Annotated in this window: 20 protein-coding genes, 3 tRNA genes and 1 other annotated feature; of the genes, 10 read left to right on the forward strand and 13 right to left on the reverse strand. The window is 56.3% G+C overall.

The window, feature by feature from the left end; genetic code table 11:
• Positions 1-167: 167 nt before the first annotated feature.
• Entirely contained in the window at positions 168-776 is a 609-nt protein-coding gene (locus tag ACOTXI_RS05915; protein WP_047746489.1) for a glutathione S-transferase family protein, read from the forward strand.
• 43 nt (positions 777-819) lie between these two features.
• On the opposite strand, the gene cbl is transcribed toward ACOTXI_RS05915, so the two are convergent.
• Positions 820-1,770 (reverse strand): HTH-type transcriptional regulator Cbl, encoded by a 951-nt coding sequence (gene cbl, locus ACOTXI_RS05920; RefSeq protein ID WP_008499476.1) that lies wholly within the window; start codon positions 1,768-1,770, stop codon positions 820-822.
• A 96-nt stretch (positions 1,771-1,866) separates the two neighbouring features.
• Entirely contained in the window at positions 1,867-2,784 is a 918-nt protein-coding gene (nac, locus tag ACOTXI_RS05925; RefSeq protein WP_008499475.1) for a nitrogen assimilation transcriptional regulator NAC, read from the reverse strand.
• Between the two features lie 320 nt (positions 2,785-3,104).
• On the opposite strand from nac, the gene ACOTXI_RS05930 reads away from it, so the two are divergent.
• Positions 3,105-3,180 (forward strand) — tRNA-Asn (locus ACOTXI_RS05930).
• Positions 3,181-3,325: 145 nt separating this feature from the next.
• Here ACOTXI_RS05930 and ldtA read toward each other — a convergent pair.
• Positions 3,326-4,225, reverse strand: coding sequence for a L,D-transpeptidase (gene ldtA, locus ACOTXI_RS05935; RefSeq protein ID WP_058653991.1), 900 nt, complete (start codon positions 4,223-4,225; stop codon positions 3,326-3,328).
• 191 nt (positions 4,226-4,416) lie between these two features.
• Between ldtA and shiA the strand changes: the two genes are divergently transcribed.
• The 3 genes from shiA to ACOTXI_RS05950 all read left to right on the forward strand — a co-directional run bounded on the left by shiA (position 4,417) and on the right by ACOTXI_RS05950 (position 9,049).
• Entirely contained in the window at positions 4,417-5,730 is a 1,314-nt protein-coding gene (shiA, locus tag ACOTXI_RS05940; protein ID WP_008499472.1) for a shikimate transporter, read from the forward strand.
• Between the two features lie 73 nt (positions 5,731-5,803).
• Positions 5,804-7,258: an AMP nucleosidase gene (locus ACOTXI_RS05945; RefSeq protein ID WP_058653990.1), complete on the forward strand. Its 1,455-nt coding sequence runs from the start codon at positions 5,804-5,806 to the stop codon at positions 7,256-7,258.
• 18 nt (positions 7,259-7,276) lie between these two features.
• Complete coding sequence (locus ACOTXI_RS05950) at positions 7,277-9,049, forward strand: aminopeptidase P family protein (protein WP_032663242.1); 1,773 nt, start codon at positions 7,277-7,279, stop codon at positions 9,047-9,049.
• Positions 9,050-9,194: 145 nt separating this feature from the next.
• Here the strand turns inward: ACOTXI_RS05950 and ACOTXI_RS05955 are convergent.
• Both ACOTXI_RS05955 and emmdR read right to left on the reverse strand, forming a co-directional pair.
• Positions 9,195-9,270: transfer RNA gene (locus ACOTXI_RS05955), tRNA-Asn, on the reverse strand.
• 103 nt (positions 9,271-9,373) lie between these two features.
• The gene (gene emmdR, locus ACOTXI_RS05960) at positions 9,374-10,828 is read right to left on the reverse strand and encodes a multidrug efflux MATE transporter EmmdR (RefSeq protein ID WP_120271128.1); all 1,455 of its coding nucleotides are present in this window, start codon (positions 10,826-10,828) and stop codon (positions 9,374-9,376) included.
• A gap of 162 nt (positions 10,829-10,990) precedes the next feature.
• Here emmdR and ACOTXI_RS05965 point away from each other — a divergent pair.
• Positions 10,991-11,066: transfer RNA gene (locus ACOTXI_RS05965), tRNA-Asn, on the forward strand.
• 53 nt (positions 11,067-11,119) lie between these two features.
• Complete coding sequence (locus tag ACOTXI_RS05970) at positions 11,120-11,455, forward strand: gamma-glutamylcyclotransferase family protein (protein ID WP_008499468.1); 336 nt, start codon at positions 11,120-11,122, stop codon at positions 11,453-11,455.
• A gap of 47 nt (positions 11,456-11,502) precedes the next feature.
• Here ACOTXI_RS05970 and ACOTXI_RS05975 read toward each other — a convergent pair whose 3' ends face one another.
• The 4 genes from ACOTXI_RS05975 to dacD form a co-directional block, all read right to left on the reverse strand.
• On the reverse strand, positions 11,503-11,838 hold the full coding sequence (locus ACOTXI_RS05975) for a DUF496 family protein (protein WP_008499467.1): 336 nt from the start codon (positions 11,836-11,838) through the stop codon (positions 11,503-11,505).
• 158 nt (positions 11,839-11,996) lie between these two features.
• Complete coding sequence (locus ACOTXI_RS05980; protein ID WP_008499466.1) at positions 11,997-13,055, reverse strand: FUSC family protein; 1,059 nt, start codon at positions 13,053-13,055, stop codon at positions 11,997-11,999.
• A 92-nt stretch (positions 13,056-13,147) separates the two neighbouring features.
• Positions 13,148-13,621: a DNA gyrase inhibitor SbmC gene (sbmC, locus tag ACOTXI_RS05985; protein WP_008499465.1), complete on the reverse strand. Its 474-nt coding sequence runs from the start codon at positions 13,619-13,621 to the stop codon at positions 13,148-13,150.
• Between the two features lie 119 nt (positions 13,622-13,740).
• Positions 13,741-14,907 (reverse strand): serine-type D-Ala-D-Ala carboxypeptidase DacD, encoded by a 1,167-nt coding sequence (gene dacD / locus ACOTXI_RS05990; RefSeq protein WP_008499464.1) that lies wholly within the window; start codon positions 14,905-14,907, stop codon positions 13,741-13,743.
• 198 nt (positions 14,908-15,105) lie between these two features.
• Here dacD and sbcB point away from each other — a divergent pair, with 198 nt between their 5' ends.
• Positions 15,106-16,542 carry an exodeoxyribonuclease I gene (gene sbcB, locus ACOTXI_RS05995; RefSeq protein WP_369750702.1) on the forward strand — a complete coding sequence of 479 codons (1,437 nt, stop codon included), beginning with the start codon at positions 15,106-15,108 and terminating at the stop codon, positions 16,540-16,542.
• A 122-nt stretch (positions 16,543-16,664) separates the two neighbouring features.
• On the opposite strand, the gene plaP is transcribed toward sbcB, so the two are convergent.
• From plaP to ACOTXI_RS06015, 4 genes are all read right to left on the reverse strand, one after another.
• Positions 16,665-18,023 carry a putrescine/proton symporter PlaP gene (gene plaP / locus ACOTXI_RS06000; RefSeq protein WP_008499462.1) on the reverse strand — a complete coding sequence of 453 codons (1,359 nt, stop codon included), beginning with the start codon at positions 18,021-18,023 and terminating at the stop codon, positions 16,665-16,667.
• Positions 18,013-18,075 carry a membrane protein YoeI gene (gene yoeI / locus ACOTXI_RS06005; RefSeq protein ID WP_099458931.1) on the reverse strand — a complete coding sequence of 21 codons (63 nt, stop codon included), beginning with the start codon at positions 18,073-18,075 and terminating at the stop codon, positions 18,013-18,015. The genes plaP and yoeI overlap by 11 nt, the downstream gene beginning before the upstream one ends.
• 218 nt (positions 18,076-18,293) lie before the next feature.
• A complete protein-coding gene (locus ACOTXI_RS06010; RefSeq protein ID WP_021241428.1) occupies positions 18,294-19,223 on the reverse strand; it encodes a LysR substrate-binding domain-containing protein in 930 nt (309 codons plus the stop codon).
• A gap of 41 nt (positions 19,224-19,264) precedes the next feature.
• Positions 19,265-20,089 carry an SDR family oxidoreductase gene (locus ACOTXI_RS06015; protein WP_058654130.1) on the reverse strand — a complete coding sequence of 275 codons (825 nt, stop codon included), beginning with the start codon at positions 20,087-20,089 and terminating at the stop codon, positions 19,265-19,267.
• Between the two features lie 175 nt (positions 20,090-20,264).
• On the opposite strand from ACOTXI_RS06015, the gene hisL reads away from it, so the two are divergent.
• Both hisL and hisG read left to right on the forward strand, forming a co-directional pair.
• Complete coding sequence (gene hisL / locus ACOTXI_RS06020; RefSeq protein ID WP_001364200.1) at positions 20,265-20,315, forward strand: his operon leader peptide; 51 nt, start codon at positions 20,265-20,267, stop codon at positions 20,313-20,315.
• Positions 20,291-20,414, forward strand: a sequence feature (His leader region). (Overlaps the previous gene by 25 nt.)
• A gap of 45 nt (positions 20,415-20,459) precedes the next feature.
• A complete protein-coding gene (gene hisG / locus ACOTXI_RS06025) occupies positions 20,460-21,359 on the forward strand; it encodes an ATP phosphoribosyltransferase (RefSeq protein WP_058654131.1) in 900 nt (299 codons plus the stop codon).

Raw genomic sequence — 21,359 nt, forward strand, 5'->3', positions numbered from 1 at the left:
AGCACTTCCTTATCTGCGCTGGATATACAGCGGCAACCTGACCCTATGTCAGTAATACTAACCCTTACGGTAAGATACTGAAGATATTCGCCATGCAAATTGTATTGTAATGTCGGGTCATCCTTTTCAATGACGCGTTCTTTCACACAGACAGGAAAACGGGAAAGATGATTAAGCTTGTTGGCATGATGGATTCACCTTATGTACGGCGCGTGGCGATCTCCCTTGAGCTTTATGGGGTTGAGTTTGAAAGCCAGCCGCTGTCAGTCTTTAGCACCTTCGACGCATTCTCCCGGATCAACCCCGCGGTAAAAGCCCCGACGCTGGTTCTGGATAACGGAATACGTCTGATGGATTCCTCGCTGATTCTGAATTATTTTGAGGCTCAGGCCGACCCCGAGCGGAGACTCCTGCCCGTCGCGCCGGATGCGCAGGCAAACGATCTTCAGACGCTGGGCTTTATTCTCGCCGCCGCTGAGAAAGCGGTGCAAAATGTGTATGAACACAACCTGCGTCCGGTGGAAAAGCAGCACGTTTCATGGGTCGAACGCATTACAATCCAGCTGCTGGCGGCCTGCAGGGAATGGAATACCTTACTGGAGGGGCGTCCCGCCACCGCCGTTCCCGATCAGGTTGCCGTCACGAGCACGGTTGTCTGGACATTTATTCAGTCGATGATCCCGCAGGTCGTTAACGCAGCGGATTTTAGAACGATCCAGGCGTTTGCCGAATCATTCGAATCGCAGCCGGCCTTCAAAAAATATCCGTTCAATTAAATGCAGAGCCCGGTAAGCGCAGCGCCACCGGGCAAACCCGCACCTAAATCTGATAATCAATCGCCACTTCTTCCGGCTCCATCACCTGGCGTTTAATCTCATCCACCGACAGCCCGGCGTTGCAGAGCTCGATAAAGCGCCACACATAGTTACGCTGCAGCTGTCCGCGCTTCAGGCCAAGCCATACGGTGTTGGCGTCAAACAGATGACGCGTGTCAAGACGCACCAGGTTCCCGTCCTCGCGTTCTCCGCTGGACTGTTCCGCCACCAGCCCAATGCCCAGACCCAGTTCGACGTAGGTTTTGATCACGTCTGAATCCTGCGCGCTCAGCACGATGTCGGGCGTTAACCCTTTACGATTGAAGGCTTCATCTATGCGCGAGCGTCCCGTGATCCCCTGGCGATAAGTAATGAGCGGCCATTTCGCAACGTCTTCCAGCGTCAGGGGAGAGACCTGATTCAGCGGATGATCGACCGGGAGCAGTAAGCTGTGATACCAGCGGAACCACGGGAACGCCACCAGCAGCGGGTCGTTGCTCAGGCGTTCGCTGGCGATACCGATATCCGCCCCACCGTTTTGCAGCAGCACTTCAATTTCCTGCGGCGTGCCCTGGATAAGCTCCAGACGCACCTCCGGAAAAAGTTCGCGGAACGCCTTAATCACCGGCGGCAGGCTGTAGCGCGCCTGGGTGTGGGTGGTGGCAATGGTGAGCACGCCGGAGGCATCATTGGTGAAGAGATCCGCCAGGCGACGCACGTTGCTGGCCTCGTTGAGGATCCGCTCAGCGATGGTGAGCAATGCTTTACCCGGCTCCGTCATGCCGAGCAGCCGCTTGCCGCGACGGATAAAGATCTCTATGCCCAGCTCCTCCTCCAGCTCGCGGATATGGCGGCTGACGCCGGACTGAGAGGTATAAAGCATATTGGCGACCTCGGTCAGGTTGTAGTCCCGCCTGGCCGCCTCACGGATAATTTTAAGCTGCTGGAAATTCACGATTCACTCCGGCGCATCTGACATAGCTCTATTGTTAGAGTCAGCCGAGCTGCAGAACAAATAATAAAAACCAGCATCTTATGCTTTTATGGAATATCAGCTCACGAGCTGGAGCTCACGGTTCTCAAGCGATGGCTTGCTGACCAGCGACATCAAAATCTCTTTTACCGCCTGCGCCTGCGGCGACAGCGAACCGCGTGCGGACATGTTCAGCGACAGCGGCAGGCTCATCGAAGGCGTGGTGATCCGCGCCATCCAGCCGTTTGCCGCGCTGCACAGCGAACGCGCGGCGGATTCGGGCAGTACGGTGACGCCCATTCCGCTGGCAATGGCCGCGGTCAGCGTGGAAATCGAGTCAATTTCGCCGATGATTTTGGCCGTCAGGCGGCGCAGGGAAAACGCTTCGTCCACGCGCACGCGCACGGCGCTGTAGTCGCGCGGCAGATAGAGGTTCATCTCTGCCACGGCGGTAAGGTCTACGCTCTGGCCCGGACAGTCGCGGGTGCCCACGAGATAGAGATCTTCCTTCAGCAGCGGCTGGCTGGTGATCCCGGCCACCGGGGAGCGATCGTAAAGCACCGCCATGTCCAGCTGGCCGTTGAGCAGTTTGTCATTCAGTACGGACCCGCTGTTTTCGTGCAGGTACACCAGCACTTCAGGCAGCTCAGCGCGAACGGCCTGCAGCAGCGGCATGGTAATAGAGGACGCGGCCGTTCCCGGCGCCAGGCCAATAGAAACGTGTCCGCTCAGGGTCTGACCCACGTTATTCACCGCCAGCTGCGCCTGCTCGCACTGGCGCAGAATCGTGCGCGCATGGGTATAGAGAATTTTTCCGGCTTCCGTTGGCGTGACGCCGCGTTTGGTGCGGATCAACAGCTGCTGATCCATCTCGCCTTCCAGAGTAGCCACCTGCTGGCTCAGCGCAGGCTGCGCGATATGCAGCACTTCTGCTGCTTGAGTCAGGCTGCCGATATCGACGATTTTTACGAAGTATTTCAGTCGTCTTAAGTTCATTTTGCCCCCTGTTCGAAATGCTGTGCCGGAACCGGCTGTCGTTGTTGAACAGGTTTTGCAATATGAATGCCACTTTTACCAGGCGGTCTGAATCGGGCGCTAAGCGCCTGAAAATAAGGAAACCTAATCATGGAGGGGGGTTTTATTACCGAAACAGCAGTTTATGATCTGCCCCATTAGAGGTATATCCGCACCAAAGCGGTGCATTCCGCTGTCAAAAACAGCACTTTGCCGATTTTGTCAGCAAACGATCAAAAGGCGGCGATCCACCCTTTGACAAGGTGAACGCAGGTCGATAATATGCGCCCCGTTCACACGATTCCTCTGTAGTTCAGTCGGTAGAACGGCGGACTGTTAATCCGTATGTCACTGGTTCGAGTCCAGTCAGAGGAGCCAAATTTGAAAAGCCTGCTTTTAAAGCAGGCTTTTTGCTTTTCTGGGTTGGGTTAAATTGTCGGGTGGCGGCTGCGCCTTACCCGACCGACAAAAACCTCGAATCGTAGGCCGGGTAAGGCAACGCCGCCACCCGGCGAAAATGTCCTCAATTGCCGAGCTTCACCGGCATCCCTGACCGCCGTTCCAGCTCAGCACCTGCACCCTCGTTGATCAACTCTGTCCGCAGCGCGGCCGATATCGGCAGCGGCACTTTCCGGGTCGATTCAAATTCCGCACGGTTACGTGACAACGGCTCATGCACTTCCACCCAGCGGCTGCCGTCCGGTTCCGTGGTGACTTTAACGGGCCGATCGATAAGCTGCACGCGGGTTCCGACGGGAACATTATCGAAAAGGTATTTGATGTCGTTATTCCGCAGACGAATACAGCCCTGGCTCACCCGCAGCCCGATGCCGAAATTGGAGTTTGTGCCGTGTATGGCATAGAGCCTGCCGATATAGATTGCATACAGCCCCATCGGGTTATCCGGCCCGGCGGGCACGAAGGCAGGCAGCGTTTTTCCCTCTGCCGCATAGGCACGGCGCGTTTTGGGCGTCGGAGACCAGGTGGGTCCCACCTGCTTACGTTCAACCGCCGTTACCCAGTTACGCGGGGTTTCGCGCCCGGCCTGACCGATGCCGATGGGCAGCACTTCAACGGTATTGCTGCCCGGCGGGTAATAGTAGAGACGCATTTCCGCCACGTTAACGACAATCCCCTCGCGAACGGTGTCGGGCAAAATCAGCTGCTGGGGAATGACCAGCCGGGTGCCGGATTTGGGCAAAAAAGGATCCACGCCCGGGTTCGCTTCCAGCATATTGCTCAACCCCTGCCCGTACTGCGCGGCAAACGCCTCAAGCGGTAACGTATTATGATCCGGCACGGTAATGACCTGCGAGCTCCCCACCAGGCGACTGCCCGCCGGCGGTAAAGGATAGCTCACCGCCTGCACGCTCTGGCTGATGAGTAACGCAGCAAGACATCCCAACGCCTTTTTACGACACATATTCCCTTCCTCAGTCGCTTCGCTCTTTAGTAAGCATAGCGTAGCCGTTTTGCATTACCCATCAGGAAATAAAATCAGTTTGCACAGGCCCCCTGTCGCGGTAGTCTCATAGGTTCCGTTTATATGACGGCCGCTATGTGAGTGACCTTTTCTTATACCAATAATTAAAAATCAGTGCAGACAGGACAACTATGGACTCCACTCTCACCTCCACACATCCCAACGAGGAGACACCTTCGCTCAATCGTGCCCGCCGCGCCGCACTCGGCAGCTTCGCGGGTGCCGTCGTCGACTGGTATGATTTTCTGCTCTACGGCATTACCGCCGCGCTGGTGTTTAACCGCGAATTTTTTCCGCAGGTCAGCCCCGCGATGGGCACCCTCGCCGCGTTTGCCACCTTCGGCGTCGGTTTTCTGTTTCGCCCGCTGGGCGGGGTGATCTTCGGCCACTTTGGCGACCGCCTCGGCCGCAAGCGCATGCTGATGCTTACCGTCTGGATGATGGGGATCGCCACGGCGCTGATTGGCATTCTCCCGTCGTTTTCCGCGATTGGCTGGTGGGCACCGGTATTGCTGGTGACATTACGGGCGATTCAGGGCTTCGCCGTGGGCGGTGAATGGGGCGGCGCGGCGCTGCTATCCGTTGAGAGCGCGCCCAAAAATAAGAAAGCGTTTTACAGCAGCGGCGTGCAGGTCGGATACGGCGTGGGTCTGCTCCTTTCTACCGGGCTGGTCTCCTTGATCAGCCAGCTCACCACCGATGAGCAGTTCCTGAGCTGGGGCTGGCGCATTCCGTTCATCTTCAGCATCGTGCTGGTCATCGCCGCGCTGTGGATCCGTAACGGCATGGAGGAGTCGGCAGAGTTCGAAAAACAGCAGGAAAAACCGGCCGTCAAAAAAAGGCTGCCGGTCATGGAGGCACTCGTCCGGCATCCTGGCGCTTTTCTGAAAATTATTGCCCTGCGCCTGTGTGAACTGCTGACGATGTATATCGTCACCGCGTTTGCCCTGAACTACTCGACGCAGAACCTCGGCCTGCCGCGTGAACTGTTCCTGAATATCGGTCTGGTGGTTGGCGGGATCAGCTGCCTGACCATCCCCTGCTTCGCCTGGCTGGCGGACCGCTTTGGCCGCCGTCGCGTCTATATCACCGGGGCGCTGGTGGGCACCCTCAGCGCCTGGCCATTCTTTATGGCACTGGAGGCGCAGTCGATCTTCTGGATTGTCTTCTTCGCCATCATGCTCGCCAACGTCGCTCACGACATGGTGGTCTGCGTCCAGCAGCCGATGTTTACCGAACTGTTCGGCGCCAGCTACCGCTACAGCGGCGCGGGCGTGGGCTACCAGGTCGCAAGCGTGGTCGGCGGCGGGTTTACGCCATTTATTGCCGCCGCGCTGGTGACCTTCTCCGGCGGAAACTGGCACAGCGTGGCGATTTATCTGCTGGCCGGTTGCCTGCTCTCTGCTGCGACGGCCCTGGTGATGAAAGAGCCCCGCCACACCTGATCGCCCTTTTGTTTCACAGGCGTGTGACATACTATCGGGTAGAGTCGCACACCTGTGGAACAAGGAGACAGAGATGAATAATAAGGGCTCCAGCCTGACCCCGGCTCAGGCGCTGGAAAAACTCGACGCGCTGTATGAACAGTCCGTCAATGCGCTGCGCAGCGCCATCAGCGAATATATCGAAACAGGGAAACTTCCCGACCAAAAGGCCAGAAACGAGGGCCTTTTTGTTTATCCATCGCTCTCTGTGACCTGGGACGGCAGCGCCAGCACGACGCCAAAAACCCGCGCCTACGCCCGTTTTATCCACTCCGGCTGCTACAGCACCACCGTCACCCGCCCGGCCCTGTTCCGCCCGTATCTTGAAGAACAACTTACGCTGTTGTACCAGGATTACGGCGCGCACATTGCCGTTGAGCCCTCGCAGCATGAGATCCCCTATCCGTACGTAATTGACGGTTCGGCGTTAACCCTTGACCGCTCCATGAGCGCGGGGCTGACCCGCCACTTCCCGACGACGGAACTGTCGCAGATTGGCGATGAGACCGCCGACGGGATTTATCACCCGGCAGAATTTTCTCCTCTGTCGCACTTTGACGCCCGCCGGGTCGATTTCTCCCTGGCGCGACTTCGCCACTACACCGGTACGCCCGCTGAACATTTTCAGCCGTTCGTGCTCTTTACCAACTACACCCGCTACGTCGACGAGTTTGTCCGCTGGGGCTGCAGCCAGATCCTCGACCCGGAAAGCCCGTATATTGCCCTCTCCTGCGCGGGCGGGATCTGGATCACCGCAGAGACCGAAGCCCCCGAGCAGGCCATCTCCGATCTGGCCTGGAAAAAACATCAGATGCCGGCCTGGCACCTGATCACCGCCGACGGTCAGGGCATTACGTTGATTAACATTGGCGTCGGCCCGTCGAACGCCAAAACCATCTGCGACCATCTGGCGGTACTGCGCCCTGACGTGTGGCTGATGATTGGCCACTGCGGCGGCCTGCGTGAAAGCCAGCTGATTGGCGACTACGTGCTCGCCCACGCCTACCTGCGCGACGACCACGTGTTGGATGCGGTGCTGCCGCCGGATATCCCGATCCCGAGCATCGCCGAAGTACAGCGTGCGCTGTATGACGCCACCAAAGAGGTCAGCGGCATGCTGGGCGAAGAAGTTAAGCAGCGCCTGCGCACCGGTACGGTCGTCACGACGGATGACCGCAACTGGGAGCTGCGTTACTCAGCCTCCGCGCTGCGGTTCAACCTGAGCCGCGCGGTAGCCATTGATATGGAAAGCGCCACCATCGCCGCACAGGGCTATCGCTTCCGCGTCCCGTACGGCACGCTGCTGTGCGTCTCCGATAAACCGCTGCACGGCGAAATTAAGCTGCCGGGCCAGGCCAACCGTTTCTATGAAGGGGCTATCTCAGAGCATCTGCAAATTGGCATTCGCGCCATCGACCTGCTTCGGGCGGAAGGTGACAGACTGCATTCCCGCAAGCTGCGCACCTTCAACGAGCCGCCGTTCCGCTAATAACGATAAGGAATAACCATGTCCAGCACATCTCCGCTCTCTGCCCTGCGCCACTGGCTTGAGGCCAGCCATCTCGACGGGATGATCGTCCCGCGTGCGGATGCGTGGCAGAGCGAATACTGCGCGCCCTGTGACGAAAAGCTGGCCTGGCTGACGGGCTTTGACGGTTCTGCCGGCGTCGTGCTGGTACTGAAGGATAAAGCGTTGCTGTTCGTCGACGGGCGCTATCAGGTGCAGGCCCGCGTTCAGGTGAATCTGGACGAGATTGAAATTCACCACCTGCACAACGAGCCGCTGGCTGAATGGCTGGCAGAAAACGTGGAGGCAGGCACGCGCATCGGTTTTGACGCACTGCTGATGACCAATACGGAGTTTGAGCAACTGTCCGCCACGCCGTGCAAGCTGGTACCGCTGAAGGCTTCGCCGTTTGACGCCTTATGGACCGATCGCCCTGCCGCACCGGCGGGGCTTATTCGTGAAATGCCGGTTGAAGTAAGCGGTGAAAGCAGCCAGGACAAACGTCAGCGCGTCGCTGCCGTGCTGGCCGCGAACAATGCTGATTATCTGGCCGTTACGCTGCCGGATAACATTGCATGGCTGCTCAACGTAAGGGGCTCAGATATCCCAACCAGTCCGGTACCGCTCTCATTTGCCCTGCTGAGTCGTGACGGCCACGTTGAGTGGTTTGTAAACGACAACAAGCTCGGCGCCCTGCCTGAAGACGTGCGTAATGCGTTTACGATTGCCCCGCAGGACGCCTTCATCGAACGCTGTCAGCAGATTGCTGCAGGCAAACGGGTGATGGTTGATGCCGATTCCGCTCCGGTCGCCCTGCGCTTTGCCATTGAACCACGGGGAGAGATTGTCTGGCGAACCGATCCCATCACCCTGATGAAGGCCACCAAAAACCCGATCGAGCTGGCTGGGTATCGCGCGTGCCATCACCAGGACGGTGCCGCCTGGGTCAACTTCCTGGCCTGGCTGAGCCGCGAAGTGCCGCTGCGCGAGGCGGCAGGAAATCCGCTCACCGAGCTGGAAGTGCAGGCGCAGCAGCTCGCGTTCCGTAAACAGCAGCCCGGGTTTATCGAGCAAAGCTTTGCGACCATCTCCGCCTCTTCGAGCAATGCGGCGATGTGCCACTATCATTCGAGCGAGGCCAGCAACAAGCCCATCGGCCATGATCATTTTTACCTGAACGATTCCGGCGGTCAGTACGTTAATGGCACCACCGACGCCACGCGCACGCTGGTATGGGGTAAGGTCGACCCGCAGCAGCGCCTGCACTACACCGCCGTGCTGAGAGGCTTTCTGTCGCTCATTACCCTGCAGTTCCCCTCTGGCACTCAGGGGCATCAGCTGGATGCCTTCGCGCGTCGTCCGCTGTGGGAGATGGGGCTGGATTACGATCACGGCACAGGGCATGGCGTGGGGCATCAGCTTCTGATCCATGAGAACCCGCATCGCATCGCCAAAAAGGTCAACCCGTGGCCGCTGGTGGCGGGCAATATCATGACGATTGAACCTGGCTACTATCTGGGCGATAGCCACGGGATTCGCATTGAAAACCAGGTGGAGATTGTGGAGAGCCGTCCGGGATTCTGTAAATTTGCCTCGCTGACGCTGATCCCGATTGATTTAAGCCAGGTCGAGCTGGATCTGTTGAGCGAACAGGAAAAAGCGTGGCTGGATGCGTATCACCAGCAGGTGCGTGAGGCGCTGTCACCACTGGTGAACAGCGATGCGCGTTCGTGGCTGGAAGAGGCGACGGCACCGGTTCGTGTGAACGGATAGTGCGGCTTTTGCCGGGTGGCGGCTTCGCCTTACCCGGCCTACGATTCGAGGTTTTTGTCGGTCGGGTAAGGCGAAGCCGCCACCCGACAATTTTACCCGACGCAGAAAAGCAAAAAGCCTGCTTTAAAAGCAGGCTTTTCAAATTTGGCTCCTCTGACTGGACTCGAACCAGTGACATACGGATTAACAGTCCGCCGTTCTACCGACTGAACTACAGAGGAATCGTGTGAACGGGGCGCATATTATCGATGCTCCCCCATGATGTCAAAGGCAGAATGCATATTTCCGATCGTTTGCCGATTTATTCTCCACTTCGCGCAATTGTCAGGCATTTTTCCGCGGGTATTTCCACAGCCAGCGCCCGCTGACCATGCGCCAGTAGAACAGCGCGCCCCGTACGGCCCAGTCCAGGAACATACCCAGCCAGACGCCGACTACGCCCCATCCGAGCATCACCCCGAGCGTATACCCCGCCACAACGCGACATCCCCACATGCCGAGCATCGACACCCACATCGCAAAGCGGGCGTCACGCGCGCCCTTCAGCCCGGCTGGCAGTACCCATGAGGCCGCCCAGATGGGCATAAAGGCCGCATTGAGCCAGATGAGGATTTTAACGACCTCTTTAACGTCCTCTTCGTGGGTATAGAACGAGGCCATCAGCCCGGCAAACGGCGCCGTTCCCCAGGCAATCACGGTCAGTCCAATGGTTGAGAGCCAGAAAACGTGGCGCAGCTGCCGCTCAGCCTGGCCAATCTGTCCTTTCCCGAGCCGTTTCCCGGTAATGATAGTCGAGGCCGAACCCAGCGCGTTACCCGGCAGGTTAATCAGCGAGGCGATAGAAAAGGCGATGAAGTTACCGGCGATAACGTCGGTGCCCATCCCGGCGACAAACATCTGCGTCAGCAGCTTCCCGCCGTTAAACAGCACCGACTCAATACTGGCGGGAATGCCGATCCCCATCACTTCCCAGATAATGGCGAAGTTAAAGGGGCGGAAATAGCTCTTCAGCGTGAGGCGCAGCGAGGGGGTGATCCCCGCCATCAGCACCCCGATAATCGCCGCCGCACCGATATAGCGTGAAATGGTTAACCCCAGTCCGGCGCCGACGAACCCCAGCCCGTCCCACGAGAACACGCCGTAGATCAGCACGCTGCTGATGATGATATTCAGGATATTCATTCCGCCGTTGATCAGGAGCGGAATTTTGGTGTTACCTGCCCCGCGCAGCGCGCCGCTGCCAATCAGGGCGATAGCCGCCGCCGGATAGCTGATGACGGTCATCTCCAGATAGGTCAGCGCCAGGTTTTTAACCTCGTTCGTGGCTTCCCCGGCGACAAAATCGATAATCTCTTTACCGAAATAGTGAATCACCGCCGCCAGAACAATCGAAAAGACAGTCATGATCATCAGCGACTGGCGGGCTGCCTCGCGCGCACGTTTGGGATCGAGCTTGCCGAGGCTAAAAGCCACCACCACCGTCGTCCCGAGATCGATGGCAGCAAAAAATGACATCACCACCATGTTAAAGCTGTCCGCCAGCCCGACCCCCGCCATCGCCTCTTTCCCCAGCCAGCTCACCAGGAAGGTGCTCAGTACCCCCATCAGCAGAACGCAGGTATTTTCCAGGAAGATAGGCACAGCAAGAGGGGTGATTTCACGCCAGAACAGGACACGATAGCTTTTACGTTTTGCATACCATGGCGTGCGCGCGATCGCCTGGCGTAAGGAGGCAGTGACGTTCAAAATGGACCTTAGCGAGAAAAGTTGAAACTCCATTTCAAATGATGGGGGAGAAATGCTAATCCTGCAAAGTATTTTCCTGAAAAAAGATGTGTGGAATTACAACAAACTGACGACAGAATCAGCAATCAGTCGATTTTCCCTAAGATCAGGTTTGACAAAAGTTTTTTCGCCGCTAAGATAAGCCTCCACAACGATTCCTCTGTAGTTCAGTCGGTAGAACGGCGGACTGTTAATCCGTATGTCACTGGTTCGAGTCCAGTCAGAGGAGCCAAATTTAAAAAGCCTGCTTTTAAAGCAGGCTTTTTGCTTTGCGGATGAGGGAAAATGAACGCTCTGTTTGTCTACGGCACGCTGCGCCCGGGCCATTCTAATGCGCATATCCTTGAAAACATCGGCGGTGAATGGCTGGCCGGTTTCGTCTCCGGTACGTTCTACGAGCGCGGCTGGGGTGCGGCGGCGGACTTTCCCGGGATTGTCCTCCACTCCGATGGACCGCGCGTCGAAGGCTATCTGTTTATCTCTGATAACCTTTCCGCACACTGGCAAATGCTGGATGAGTTTGAAGACGGCTATGACCGGGTTGAGGTCACGGTGACCACCACTGAAGGCAAGCAGGTTCAAGCCTGGATTTATCAGCTACAGCCACATTCTGAGTCATAAAAAAAGGCTCTCTGTCACCAGAGAGCCTTTTTCACGATTCGCTGCGATTACTCGCTTTTTGCTTCGCCGTTTTTGATTTCGCCCATCACTTTCAGCTTCTTAGAGATGTCGCGACGCTCTTTGGACAGTTCAGCATTTTTGATGATGTAATCATCAACACGGTCTTCATAGTCGCTCTTCATGCTGGCGATGATGCCCTGAATAGCTTCAACGCTCATGCCTGGCTTGATATAGTCGCTCAGGTTGTCGAGCAGCAGAACACGTTTCTGGTTGTCACGGATCTTCTTCTCAACGTCCTGGATTTCACGCTGCAGCTTGTTTTTGCGGCGGAACAGGCGGACGAATTCCAGAACATCCTGGAACGAAGGCTTGGTAGTTTCCATTTTTACACCCCTGATAATGTGAGATTCGGATTCGTTAAAGCAACCGTTGTAACAATAACCTTACTGACAGCGGCTGCGAATGACAATGAGTATATCGTTTAAACCTATCATAACCCCAATTGCTGCTGAATCGAAGCAGCAGGCGTCACATCCGCGTTTTATTTGCGCAGCGCTCGACAAATCAGATGCGATAGCAGCTCAAGCTGTCGCGCCAGTTCCATACTCAGCCAGACATAGCCATGAATGGGCGTTTCCGCCACGTTATCGCCCTGCCGCTCATTGATTAACTGCTTCAGCTCCGCAACGATCTCATTCAGCCGCTCGCTGTTTGCCAGTATCGGCTGCGGGTTACCTTCGTAGAGCGCATGAGCGATGGTCAACAGCGTTTGCTGCGTCATCTGCTGGGTCTCTTTGAGGGTCTGCGCGTTAAGCATCAACAGATGGCTCGGGCGAGAGGCCCAGTGCGCGTTGATTTGCAGTTCAAGCATGCAGACCAGGTTGCGGCTTACCGTCTGGATGGCTTCGAAAATCGCTTTCTGAATATGGGTCTCTTTGCTGGCGGGCGTGATCAGGCCGCGCATTTTGACCACGTCGTTGAGGATGGTTTGCAGATGCTTTTCCAGCCGGGGGCGTTCAACCAGATTAGGGGAAAAACCGGCCTGATAGACGCGGTTAAACGCGGTGACATAGTTGGCCATCTGGATACGCCAGTGCAGAAAAGCCCGCTGCGGCCAGATGCCGGTAAACAGCATGGCGAGCAGTGAACCCAGAATGACATCCCCGCTTCGCCACAGCGCCGTGGTCATATCGCCGGCGGGTGCGCCGACCACCACCGCAAGCGTGATACCAATCAGCAGCGCCTGATAAGGACGCTTGCCCAACGCCAGCCAGCCGCACAGGAACATGGCGGCACCGCACCATATCAGCATGACCGGGAACGAGATAAGCTCCAGCTTCAGGGCGATTAGCCCCAGGGCCGAACCTAACACGGTCCCGCCAATACGCTCGAAGGCGCGCGGGACAACGTTGCCCCAAAACGAGATGGGCCCCATCACCACCACCAGCGTGATCAGCGGCCACGTCCCTTCCGGAACCTCCAGCAAGCGGACCAGTACAAACGTCAATACGAATGCCAGCGCGATGCGACACCCGTGCACCACACGGTAGTGTTTATACAACCGAATTTCAAAAGGGGTTAATGATTTGTCGGGACGCACACCCGCTCTCCAGCTACACGGCAAATCACAATTGTACTGTGTTTTCAGCCGGGCGGAACGGTCCCGGCTGAAAAACCCTTTATTCAGCAGGCCTAAACCGGTTTGTGCTCTACCGCGATATACATTTCAATATCCCAGTAGCCGTCCGCGTTGCCATCATTCAGGTAGCGCTCGAAGCAGGGTTTGAGCGCCATCTGATACTTATTGTCCTGCAGCAGGGAATTGAAGAACTGATACCACGGCGTGGCAAAGTCGTAGTTTTCCACACGCGCCGTCGCCACGGCATAATCACCGCCCGCGATTTCCGTCATCATGACGCCTTCGCTGTTTTCCGGGATCACAAAATCGTCCGGTACGGTAACGGCCGTATCGCAGCGCAGTTTTTCGGCCGGGACTTCATCCGGGTTATCGTAGTAGACCGCCACCCACTCCAGCGGCTCAATGTGACGCCCGTCGACCCACATGACCAGCTGTTCAAAGCCCTGTTTTACCGTGTGTTCCCACGGACCGACCAAATGAAAACCGGCAATCTTACGTTTCTGTTGCTGCGTAATGCTGTAGTCCATGCTGCCTCCGTTTATCACTGTATATTTATACACTATAAAACTGGATTATCATTATCAGCAAACGAGGAGTGTTTATTATGTGAGCAGACTCGCAACCCTGCCAGTCTGCTCATCGGCGGTTAAAGCGTGTGATGCAGATAATCGCTCAGACGAGAGAACAGGCCGCCTTTATCAACGGCTTCCAGCGTGACCAGCGGCCAGTGGGCTACCACCTTGTCGCGATCGTAAAGCTGGATCTCCCCGACACGCTGATGCGCGGCAATCGGCGCTTCCAGCTCTTTTTTATCCAGCACGTATTTGGCTTTGATATTGGGCACCTCCGCTTTCGGCAAGGCCAGCCAGAAGTCCTGGTCGGTGCCCAGTTTTACCTGCTCCTTGTCGCCGTACCAGATGCGCTCCGTTCCCACTTTTTTTCCGTTATGCAGGATCTGCACCGTATCGAAATTCTGCTGCCCCCAGTGCAGCAGTTTTCGGGCCTGGTCCTCACGCCCTTTCGGGCTGTCCGCTCCCATTACAACGGCTATCAAACGACGCTGACCGTCAACGGCGGATGCAATCAGGTTAAAGCCGGCCCCCGAGGTATGCCCCGTTTTCAGCCCGTCTACGTTCATGGTCTTATCCCACAGCAGACCGTTACGGTTCTGCTGGGTGATCCCGTTCCAGGTCAGACTCTTTTCGCTGTACATATGATAAAACTCGGGCTCACCGTGGATAATGGCCCGGGAGAGAACGGCCAGGTCATACGCCGAGCTATGCTGGCCCGGCGCGTCCAGCCCGTGGACGGTTTCGAAGTGGGTATCACGCAGGTTCAGCTTCTGCACATAGTCGTTCATCATCTTCACGAACTGCGGCTGCCCGCCCGCCACGTGATCGGCCAGCGCCACGCAGGCGTCGTTGCCGGAATCGACAATCAGGCCGCGGCTCAGATCGCGCACGGTGACGCGATCGCCCTCCTTCAGGAACATCAGCGATGAACCGTCAAACACCGGGTTCCCTTTTGCCCAGGCATCACGCCCTACGGTGACGATGTCATCCGGGGTAATGCGGTGGCTATCAATGGCCCGATCCACCACATAACCCGTCATCAGCTTGGTCAGGCTCGCCGGATTACGTTGTTGATGTTCGTTGCCCGCCGTTAAAATCTGACCAGTCGTGTAATCCATCAGCACCCAGGAGCCAGCCTGAATGGCCGGAGGCTGCGGCGAAAAATCCAGTGGTTCGGCCGCAAAAGCAGATGAGACACTCGAAGCGAGTAAAGAAACAGCAATAAACAGACGGCGTTTCAACGGTATATCCTCAGGTCATTAAAAATCGATGACCTTTTTACGGGAGTTCTGATGTCGTTACCTGGCTTAATTGCAAAAAAATGTGACAGAACGCAGATTTTTCTCTGAAGCTGGCGCGCAAATTTGCGACGCGGCGGTGCTTTTTATTCGGTCTGACCCGCACGATCGTTTACCATAGTGACGTCATTTTTTAACAGGATGGTATTACTGGTGTCTGACTCTGCCGCTCGCCCGACTTTTTTGTTCCACGACTACGAAACCTTTGGCACGCATCCGGCGCTGGACCGACCGGCGCAGTTTGCCGCCATCCGTACCGACGACGAATTCAACATCATCGGCGAGCCAGAGGTCTTTTACTGCAAGCCGGCGGATGATTACCTGCCGCAGCCCGGCGCGGTGATGGTCACCGGGATCACCCCGCAGGAAGCGCGGGAAAAAGGCGTTAACGAGGCAGAATTCGCCCGACGCATCCACGACCTGTTTACCGTTCCCAATACCTGCGTGGTCGGTTACAACAACATCCGCTTCGATGACGAAGTGACGCGCAACATCTTCTATCGCAACTTCTACGATCCCTACGCCTGGAGCTGGCAGAACCGCAATTCACGCTGGGATTTACTCGACATCATGCGCGCCTGCTACGCCCTGCGTCCTGAGGGCATTCACTGGCCGGAAAATGAGGAAGGTCTGACAAGCTTCCGGCTGGAACACCTGACGCGCGCCAACGGTATCGAGCACAGCAATGCCCACGACGCGATGGCGGACGTCTATGCCACCATTGCCATGGCAAAGCTGGTGAAAAGCGCACAGCCCCGGCTGTTTGAGTATCTGCTGAGCCATCGCAGCAAGCAGAAGCTTATGACCCTTATCGACGTACCGCAGATGAAACCCCTGGTGCATATTTCCGGCATGTTTGGCGCCTGGCGCGGCAATACCAGCTGGGTTGCGCCGCTGGCCTGGCATCCGGACAACCGTAATGCGGTCATCATGGTGGACCTGGCGGGCGATATTTCACCGCTGCTCGAACTCGACAGCGATACCCTGCGCGAACGGCTTTATACCCCGAAAAACGAGCTCGGCGATCTGCCGGCGGTGCCGGTCAAACTGGTGCATATCAATAAATGTCCGGTCCTGGCGCAGGCGAATACGCTGCGCCCGGAAGATGCTGACAGGCTGGGCATTAACCGCCAGCACTGCCTCGATAATCTCAAAGTGCTGCGTGAAAATCCGCAGGTGCGCGAGAAAGTCGTGGCCATTTTTGCTGAAGCCGAGCCGTTCGTGCCGTCTGAAAACGTGGACGCCCAACTCTATAACGGTTTCTTCAGCGATGCCGATCGCGCGGCCATGAATATCGTTCTGCAAACAGAGCCGCGTAACTTACCGGCGCTGGATATCACCTTCGCCGATAAGCGCATCGAAAAGCTGATGTTTAACTACCGCGCGCGTAATTACCCCGGCACGCTGGATGAAGCCGAGCAGGAACGCTGGCTGCAGCATCGTCGCAACGTGTTTACGCCAGAGTACCTGCACAGCTATGCACAGGAGCTGGAGATGCTCTACGGCCAGTATGAAGGGAATGCTGAAAAACAGGCGCTGCTGAAATCCCTGTTCCAGTACGCGCAAGAGATAGTTTGATCGATAGGTATAAAAAAGCCGGAGGCGATGTCTCCGGCTTTTTTTTGCCCGTTGGCGCGGCGCTTACGCGGGCCTATGGGTTATGGAGGTCGGGTAAGGCATAGCCGCCACCCGACACAGTCTTACGCGACGTCTTCGTACTGCGGAACCGGGTTACGGAAGCTCTTCGTGACGCAGGCCAGGTAAACCAGACCGATACCCGCCCAAATCAGGCCAAGCACCATTGAGCTCTCTTCCAGGTTAACCCACAGCGCGCCCACGGTCAGGGCACCGCACATCGGCAGGAACAGATACTGGAAGTGATCTTTCAGCGTCTTGTTACGCTTTTCACGGATCCAGAACTGAGAGATAACCGACAGGTTAACAAAGGTGAACGCCACCAGCGCACCGAAGTTAATCAGCGCCGTTGCCATCACCAGGTCAAAGTTAATCGCCAGAAGCGCGATCGCACCGACCAGGATAATGTTCATCGCCGGGGTACGCCAGGTTGGATGCACGTAGCCGAAGAAGCTTTTCGGGAATACGCCATCGCGGCCCATTACGTACATCAGACGCGCAACGCCTGCATGCGCGGCCATACCGGACGCCAGTACGGTGATGGTGGAGAAGATCAGCGCGCCGACCTGGAACGCTTTACCCGCCACGTACAGCATAATTTCCGGCTGAGACGCATCCGGATCCTTGAAGCGAGAGATATCCGGGAAGTACAGCTGCAGGAAATAGGTCGAGAAAATAAAGATCAGACCGCCAATCAGCGCCGTCAGGAAGATGGCACGAGGAATTACGCGCTCTGCATCTTTGGTTTCTTCAGACAGGTTGCTGATCCCGTCAAAACCGGTAAAGGAGAAGCACAGAATGGTTGCCCCGGTAATCATCGGGATCACATGCGCATCACCAGACCAGAACGGCTTGCTGCTCGCCAGGGTGCCCGCGCCTTCGCCGTGGAATACGCCGTAAATCACCATGCCAAGAATAACCGCAATCAGGACAACCTGAAGCACAACGATAACGGAGTTAAAGTTGGCGACAGACTTGATGCTGCGCAGGTTAAAGGCCGTCATAAAGGCCACCAGCGCCACGACGAACATCCACGAGGGAATCGACGGCACCAGCGCTTCAAAATAGATTTTTGCCAGCAGAATGTTGATCATCGGCGCGAACAGATAGTCGAGCAGCGAAGACCAGCCCACCATAAAGCCAACCGTCGGGCTGATGGATTTCTGGGCATAGGTGTAGGCGGAACCCGCAGACGGATAGCGACGCACCAGTTTACCGTAGCTCAGCGCGGTAAAGAGGATCGCAATCAGCGCGAAGCCATATGCCGTTGGCACATGACCGTCTGTGAGGCCTGATACGATACCGAATGTATCAAACAGCGTCATCGGTTGCATATAGGCCAGGCCCATCATAACAACCGGAATCAACGTAAGCGTTTTACGTAATTCCACGCGAGAGGTGTTTGGAGTTGCGTTATGCGACATAGTTATTCTCCTTTACGGTGATAACCGCCACGTAAGCGAAAAATTGCCCCATTTCTTTCTTCCTCAGCGACAACAACTGTCGGATTTTAGTAAATATCTATCCGGTACGAAGCCCGGCCTCTTGGTTTTTAGTTTCGTTTCGTACATGCAAAAAAAAATAACCGACGCCTTTTATATCGTCGATTATTCATTTGGTTGCAGCGGCGGCATTTTGCCCCACATCGGATACAAAAGGCAATACTTTGCAACGCACCGGTCATTTTCTTTTTGCTAACTGGCTGATTTCTCGACGCTGCCCTGAGCATATACAGCAGCGATAGCACTATTTGCTAAAATTTCGTCCCGCCACCAGGCACTCGCCAGCCCGGCGGTCTGTTCATTCCAGCCCACCCACACCGATTCATGGCTGTTTTGAGCAAGTACCTGTTTTTCAACAAGCGCACCGCTGTCAATAAAGCGCTGCGCCAGATAGCGGGGTAAATAGCCGCAGCCCAGACCGCTAATTTGCAGCTCAAGCTTGGTTTTAAAGTCGAAAACGGTAATCGCTTCCTGCTCATCAAGCAGCTGCGAGGAGACCGCACATTCCGGGCGAGAGCTGTCACCCACTACAATCGCGCGGTAGCCTTTAATCACGCGGCGGTTAAGCGGCTCGGGCTCCTGAGCCAGCGGATGATGAGGCGCCACGGCAAATACCTGCTCCAGCACGCCAAGGCGGGCAAAACCAAATTCACTGAGTTGGGGAGGCTCATGCAATGCACCGACAAAAATGTCCGCCCTGCCCTGGGTTAAGGCATCCCAGGAACCGCCCAGCACGCCGTTGATGAAAATAAGCCGGGTGACGCTGTGATGTTGGTAAAACATTTCAATCAGCGGCGTGAGAAGAGAAAACGGAAAGGTGTCATCCACCCCAATCACCAGCTCGTTTTCCCATCCCTGATGCAGTTTGACGGCCTGTTTTTCGAGTTCACGAACGGTATGGAGGACTTCGCGGCCTTTTTCCAGCAGCATCTGTCCGGTGCGGGTAAAGCGTGCGCGGTGCCCGGAGCGATCGAGGATCTGAATATTGAGATCGCTTTCCAGTTTTTGGACGGTATAGCTCAGGGCCGAAGGGGTTTTGTAGAGCTTTGCCGACGCAGCGGCAAAGCTCCCCTCTTTTTCCAGTGCATCCAGAATAATAAGAACATCCAGCAGCGGTTTCATGCTCGCCCCCTTCTGGTGTGCGATCGTCTCCGCTGCGGAACTTATTCCATGGGCATCACCAGCGGATCGGGATACTGATACTCAAACCCCAGCTCATGACAAATGCGATTGCCATCAACAATTTTGCCTTTACTGCCATCTTTTGCCTCACCAAAGATCGGCGGAGCCAGGCCCAGCTGACGTGCCATCAGTGGGTAAAAGGTGCTGCGCGCCGGATGAGTCGGTGCACATATATTATAGATGTGTCCACCTTTCGGAGCCTGTAAGAGTAGCTCAATTGCGCCAATAACATCCTCAAGATGGACAAGATTCACGCCATGCTGGCCGTCTGGCGCAGTCTTTCCGGCAAAGAAGCGTCCCGGATGGCGGCCAGGGCCCACCAGCCCCGCCAGACGAACGATATCGACCTGCGTGCCGGGAAGATTGTGTAGCCAGTCTTCCAGCTCTTTCAGGACCTGACCGCTCGCGGTAACGGGACGGCGCTCGGAGGTCTCTTTAACTACGCCTTCAGCATCGCCATAGACCGACGTCGAGCTGGTGAAAACAATGCGCGGTACGTGATGCGCCAGCGCGCTGTCGACTATCTCCTGCATCGCCTGCAGATAAAATGATTCACCCGGGCCGCTGCGCCGCGCGGGTAGCGTAATCACCAGCGCATCGACGTTCATCAGCGTGTCCAGATCGTCCGCATCACACACCAGTTCCGGCTCCAGACGCAGTTCAACGCCATCAATACCGCACATGCGCGCCGCTTCGACCCCATCTCGGGTGGTCTTGCTCCCGGTCACCTGCCAGCCTTTCGCGGCTAATGACATCGCCAGCGGCATTCCCAGCCATCCTAAACCGACAATCGCGACCTTTTTCATGCGAATTCTCCTGACTCTCACTCGTCTTTCATAAGGCTACGCCAGCCCGGCAGAACACACAATTCATAGCATCAATATGAAATGAATTAATGATCAAAAAAAGCCCTTGCAATATGTCGCACAACTGGTTTAGGTTAAAAGACATCAAATGAATAAGCATTCATCGAGAATTTATATGACACGCGTTCAATTTAAACACCACCATCATCACCATCATCCTGACTAGTCTTTCAGGCGATGTGTGCTGGAAGACGTTTGGATCTTCCAGTGGTGCATGAACGCATGAAAAAGCCCCCGGAAGATCTTCTTCCGGGGGCTTTTTTTTGGACCGAATTCAGACAGGTTAAAACAGGTTAACGAGGAATAAAGAATGTTAGATAACTCACGTTTACGCATAGCTATTCAAAAATCAGGCCGTTTGAGTGACGATTCACGCGAACTGCTGGCCCGCTGCGGGATTAAAATTAACCTGCACACCCAGCGCCTGATTGCTCTGGCTGAAAACATGCCCATCGACATTCTGCGCGTGCGTGATGACGATATTCCCGGCCTGGTGATGGATGGCGTCGTTGACCTTGGCATCATCGGTGAAAACGTGCTGGAAGAAGAGCTGCTGACCCGCCGCGCGCAGGGCGAAGACCCGCGTTACTTCACCCTGCGTCGTCTGGACTTCGGCGGCTGCCGCCTGTCGCTGGCGACGCCGGTTGATGAAGCGTGGGACGGCCCGGCCGCGCTGAACGGCAAACGTATCGCCACTTCCTACCCTCACCTGCTAAAGCGCTATCTGGATCAGAAAGGCGTGCAGTTTAAATCCTGTCTGCTGAACGGTTCTGTAGAAGTGGCGCCGCGTGCGGGTCTGGCGGACGCCATCTGTGACCTGGTGTCTACCGGCGCGACGCTGGAAGCGAACGGTCTGCGCGAAGTGGAAGTCATCTACCGCTCTAAAGCGTGCCTGATCCAGCGCGACGGCGAGATGGCCTACGCCAAACAGCAGCTGATCGACAAGCTGCTGACCCGTATTCAGGGCGTGATTCAGGCGCGTGAATCCAAATACATCATGATGCACGCCCCAACCGAGCGTCTGGATGAAGTGATTGCCCTGCTGCCGGGCGCCGAGCGACCAACCATCCTGCCGCTGGCAGGCGATCAGCAGCGCGTGGCGATGCACATGGTGAGCAGCGAAACCCTGTTCTGGGAAACCATGGAAAAACTGAAGGCGCTGGGCGCAAGCTCCATCCTGGTGCTGCCAATTGAGAAGATGATGGAGTAA

The organism is Enterobacter cloacae complex sp. BZL2005 (assembly GCF_049238885.1).
Lineage (GTDB): Bacteria > Pseudomonadota > Gammaproteobacteria > Enterobacterales > Enterobacteriaceae > Enterobacter > Enterobacter roggenkampii.

Bases quoted from the DNA above. Each gene is read 5' to 3' on its own strand.
- ACOTXI_RS05975 (WP_008499467.1), bottom strand. From the start codon at position 11,838: ATGGAAACTACCAAGCCTTCGTTCCAGGATGTTCTGGAATTCGTCCGC.
- emmdR (WP_120271128.1), bottom strand. From the start codon at position 10,828: ATGGAGTTTCAACTTTTCTCGCTAAGGTCCATTTTGAACGTCACTGCC.
- ACOTXI_RS05970 (WP_008499468.1), top strand. From the start codon at position 11,120: ATGAACGCTCTGTTTGTCTACGGCACGCTGCGCCCGGGCCATTCTAAT.
- ACOTXI_RS06015 (WP_058654130.1), bottom strand. From the start codon at position 20,089: ATGAAAAAGGTCGCGATTGTCGGTTTAGGATGGCTGGGAATGCCGCTG.
- ACOTXI_RS05915 (WP_047746489.1), top strand. From the start codon at position 168: ATGATTAAGCTTGTTGGCATGATGGATTCACCTTATGTACGGCGCGTG.
- ACOTXI_RS05950 (WP_032663242.1), top strand. From the start codon at position 7,277: ATGTCCAGCACATCTCCGCTCTCTGCCCTGCGCCACTGGCTTGAGGCC.
- ACOTXI_RS06010 (WP_021241428.1), bottom strand. From the start codon at position 19,223: ATGAAACCGCTGCTGGATGTTCTTATTATTCTGGATGCACTGGAAAAA.
- plaP (WP_008499462.1), bottom strand. From the start codon at position 18,023: ATGTCGCATAACGCAACTCCAAACACCTCTCGCGTGGAATTACGTAAA.
- sbmC (WP_008499465.1), bottom strand. From the start codon at position 13,621: ATGGACTACAGCATTACGCAGCAACAGAAACGTAAGATTGCCGGTTTT.
- hisG (WP_058654131.1), top strand. From the start codon at position 20,460: ATGTTAGATAACTCACGTTTACGCATAGCTATTCAAAAATCAGGCCGT.
- ACOTXI_RS05945 (WP_058653990.1), top strand. From the start codon at position 5,804: ATGAATAATAAGGGCTCCAGCCTGACCCCGGCTCAGGCGCTGGAAAAA.
- ldtA (WP_058653991.1), bottom strand. From the start codon at position 4,225: ATGTGTCGTAAAAAGGCGTTGGGATGTCTTGCTGCGTTACTCATCAGC.
- sbcB (WP_369750702.1), top strand. From the start codon at position 15,106: ATGGTATTACTGGTGTCTGACTCTGCCGCTCGCCCGACTTTTTTGTTC.
- nac (WP_008499475.1), bottom strand. From the start codon at position 2,784: ATGAACTTAAGACGACTGAAATACTTCGTAAAAATCGTCGATATCGGC.
- shiA (WP_008499472.1), top strand. From the start codon at position 4,417: ATGGACTCCACTCTCACCTCCACACATCCCAACGAGGAGACACCTTCG.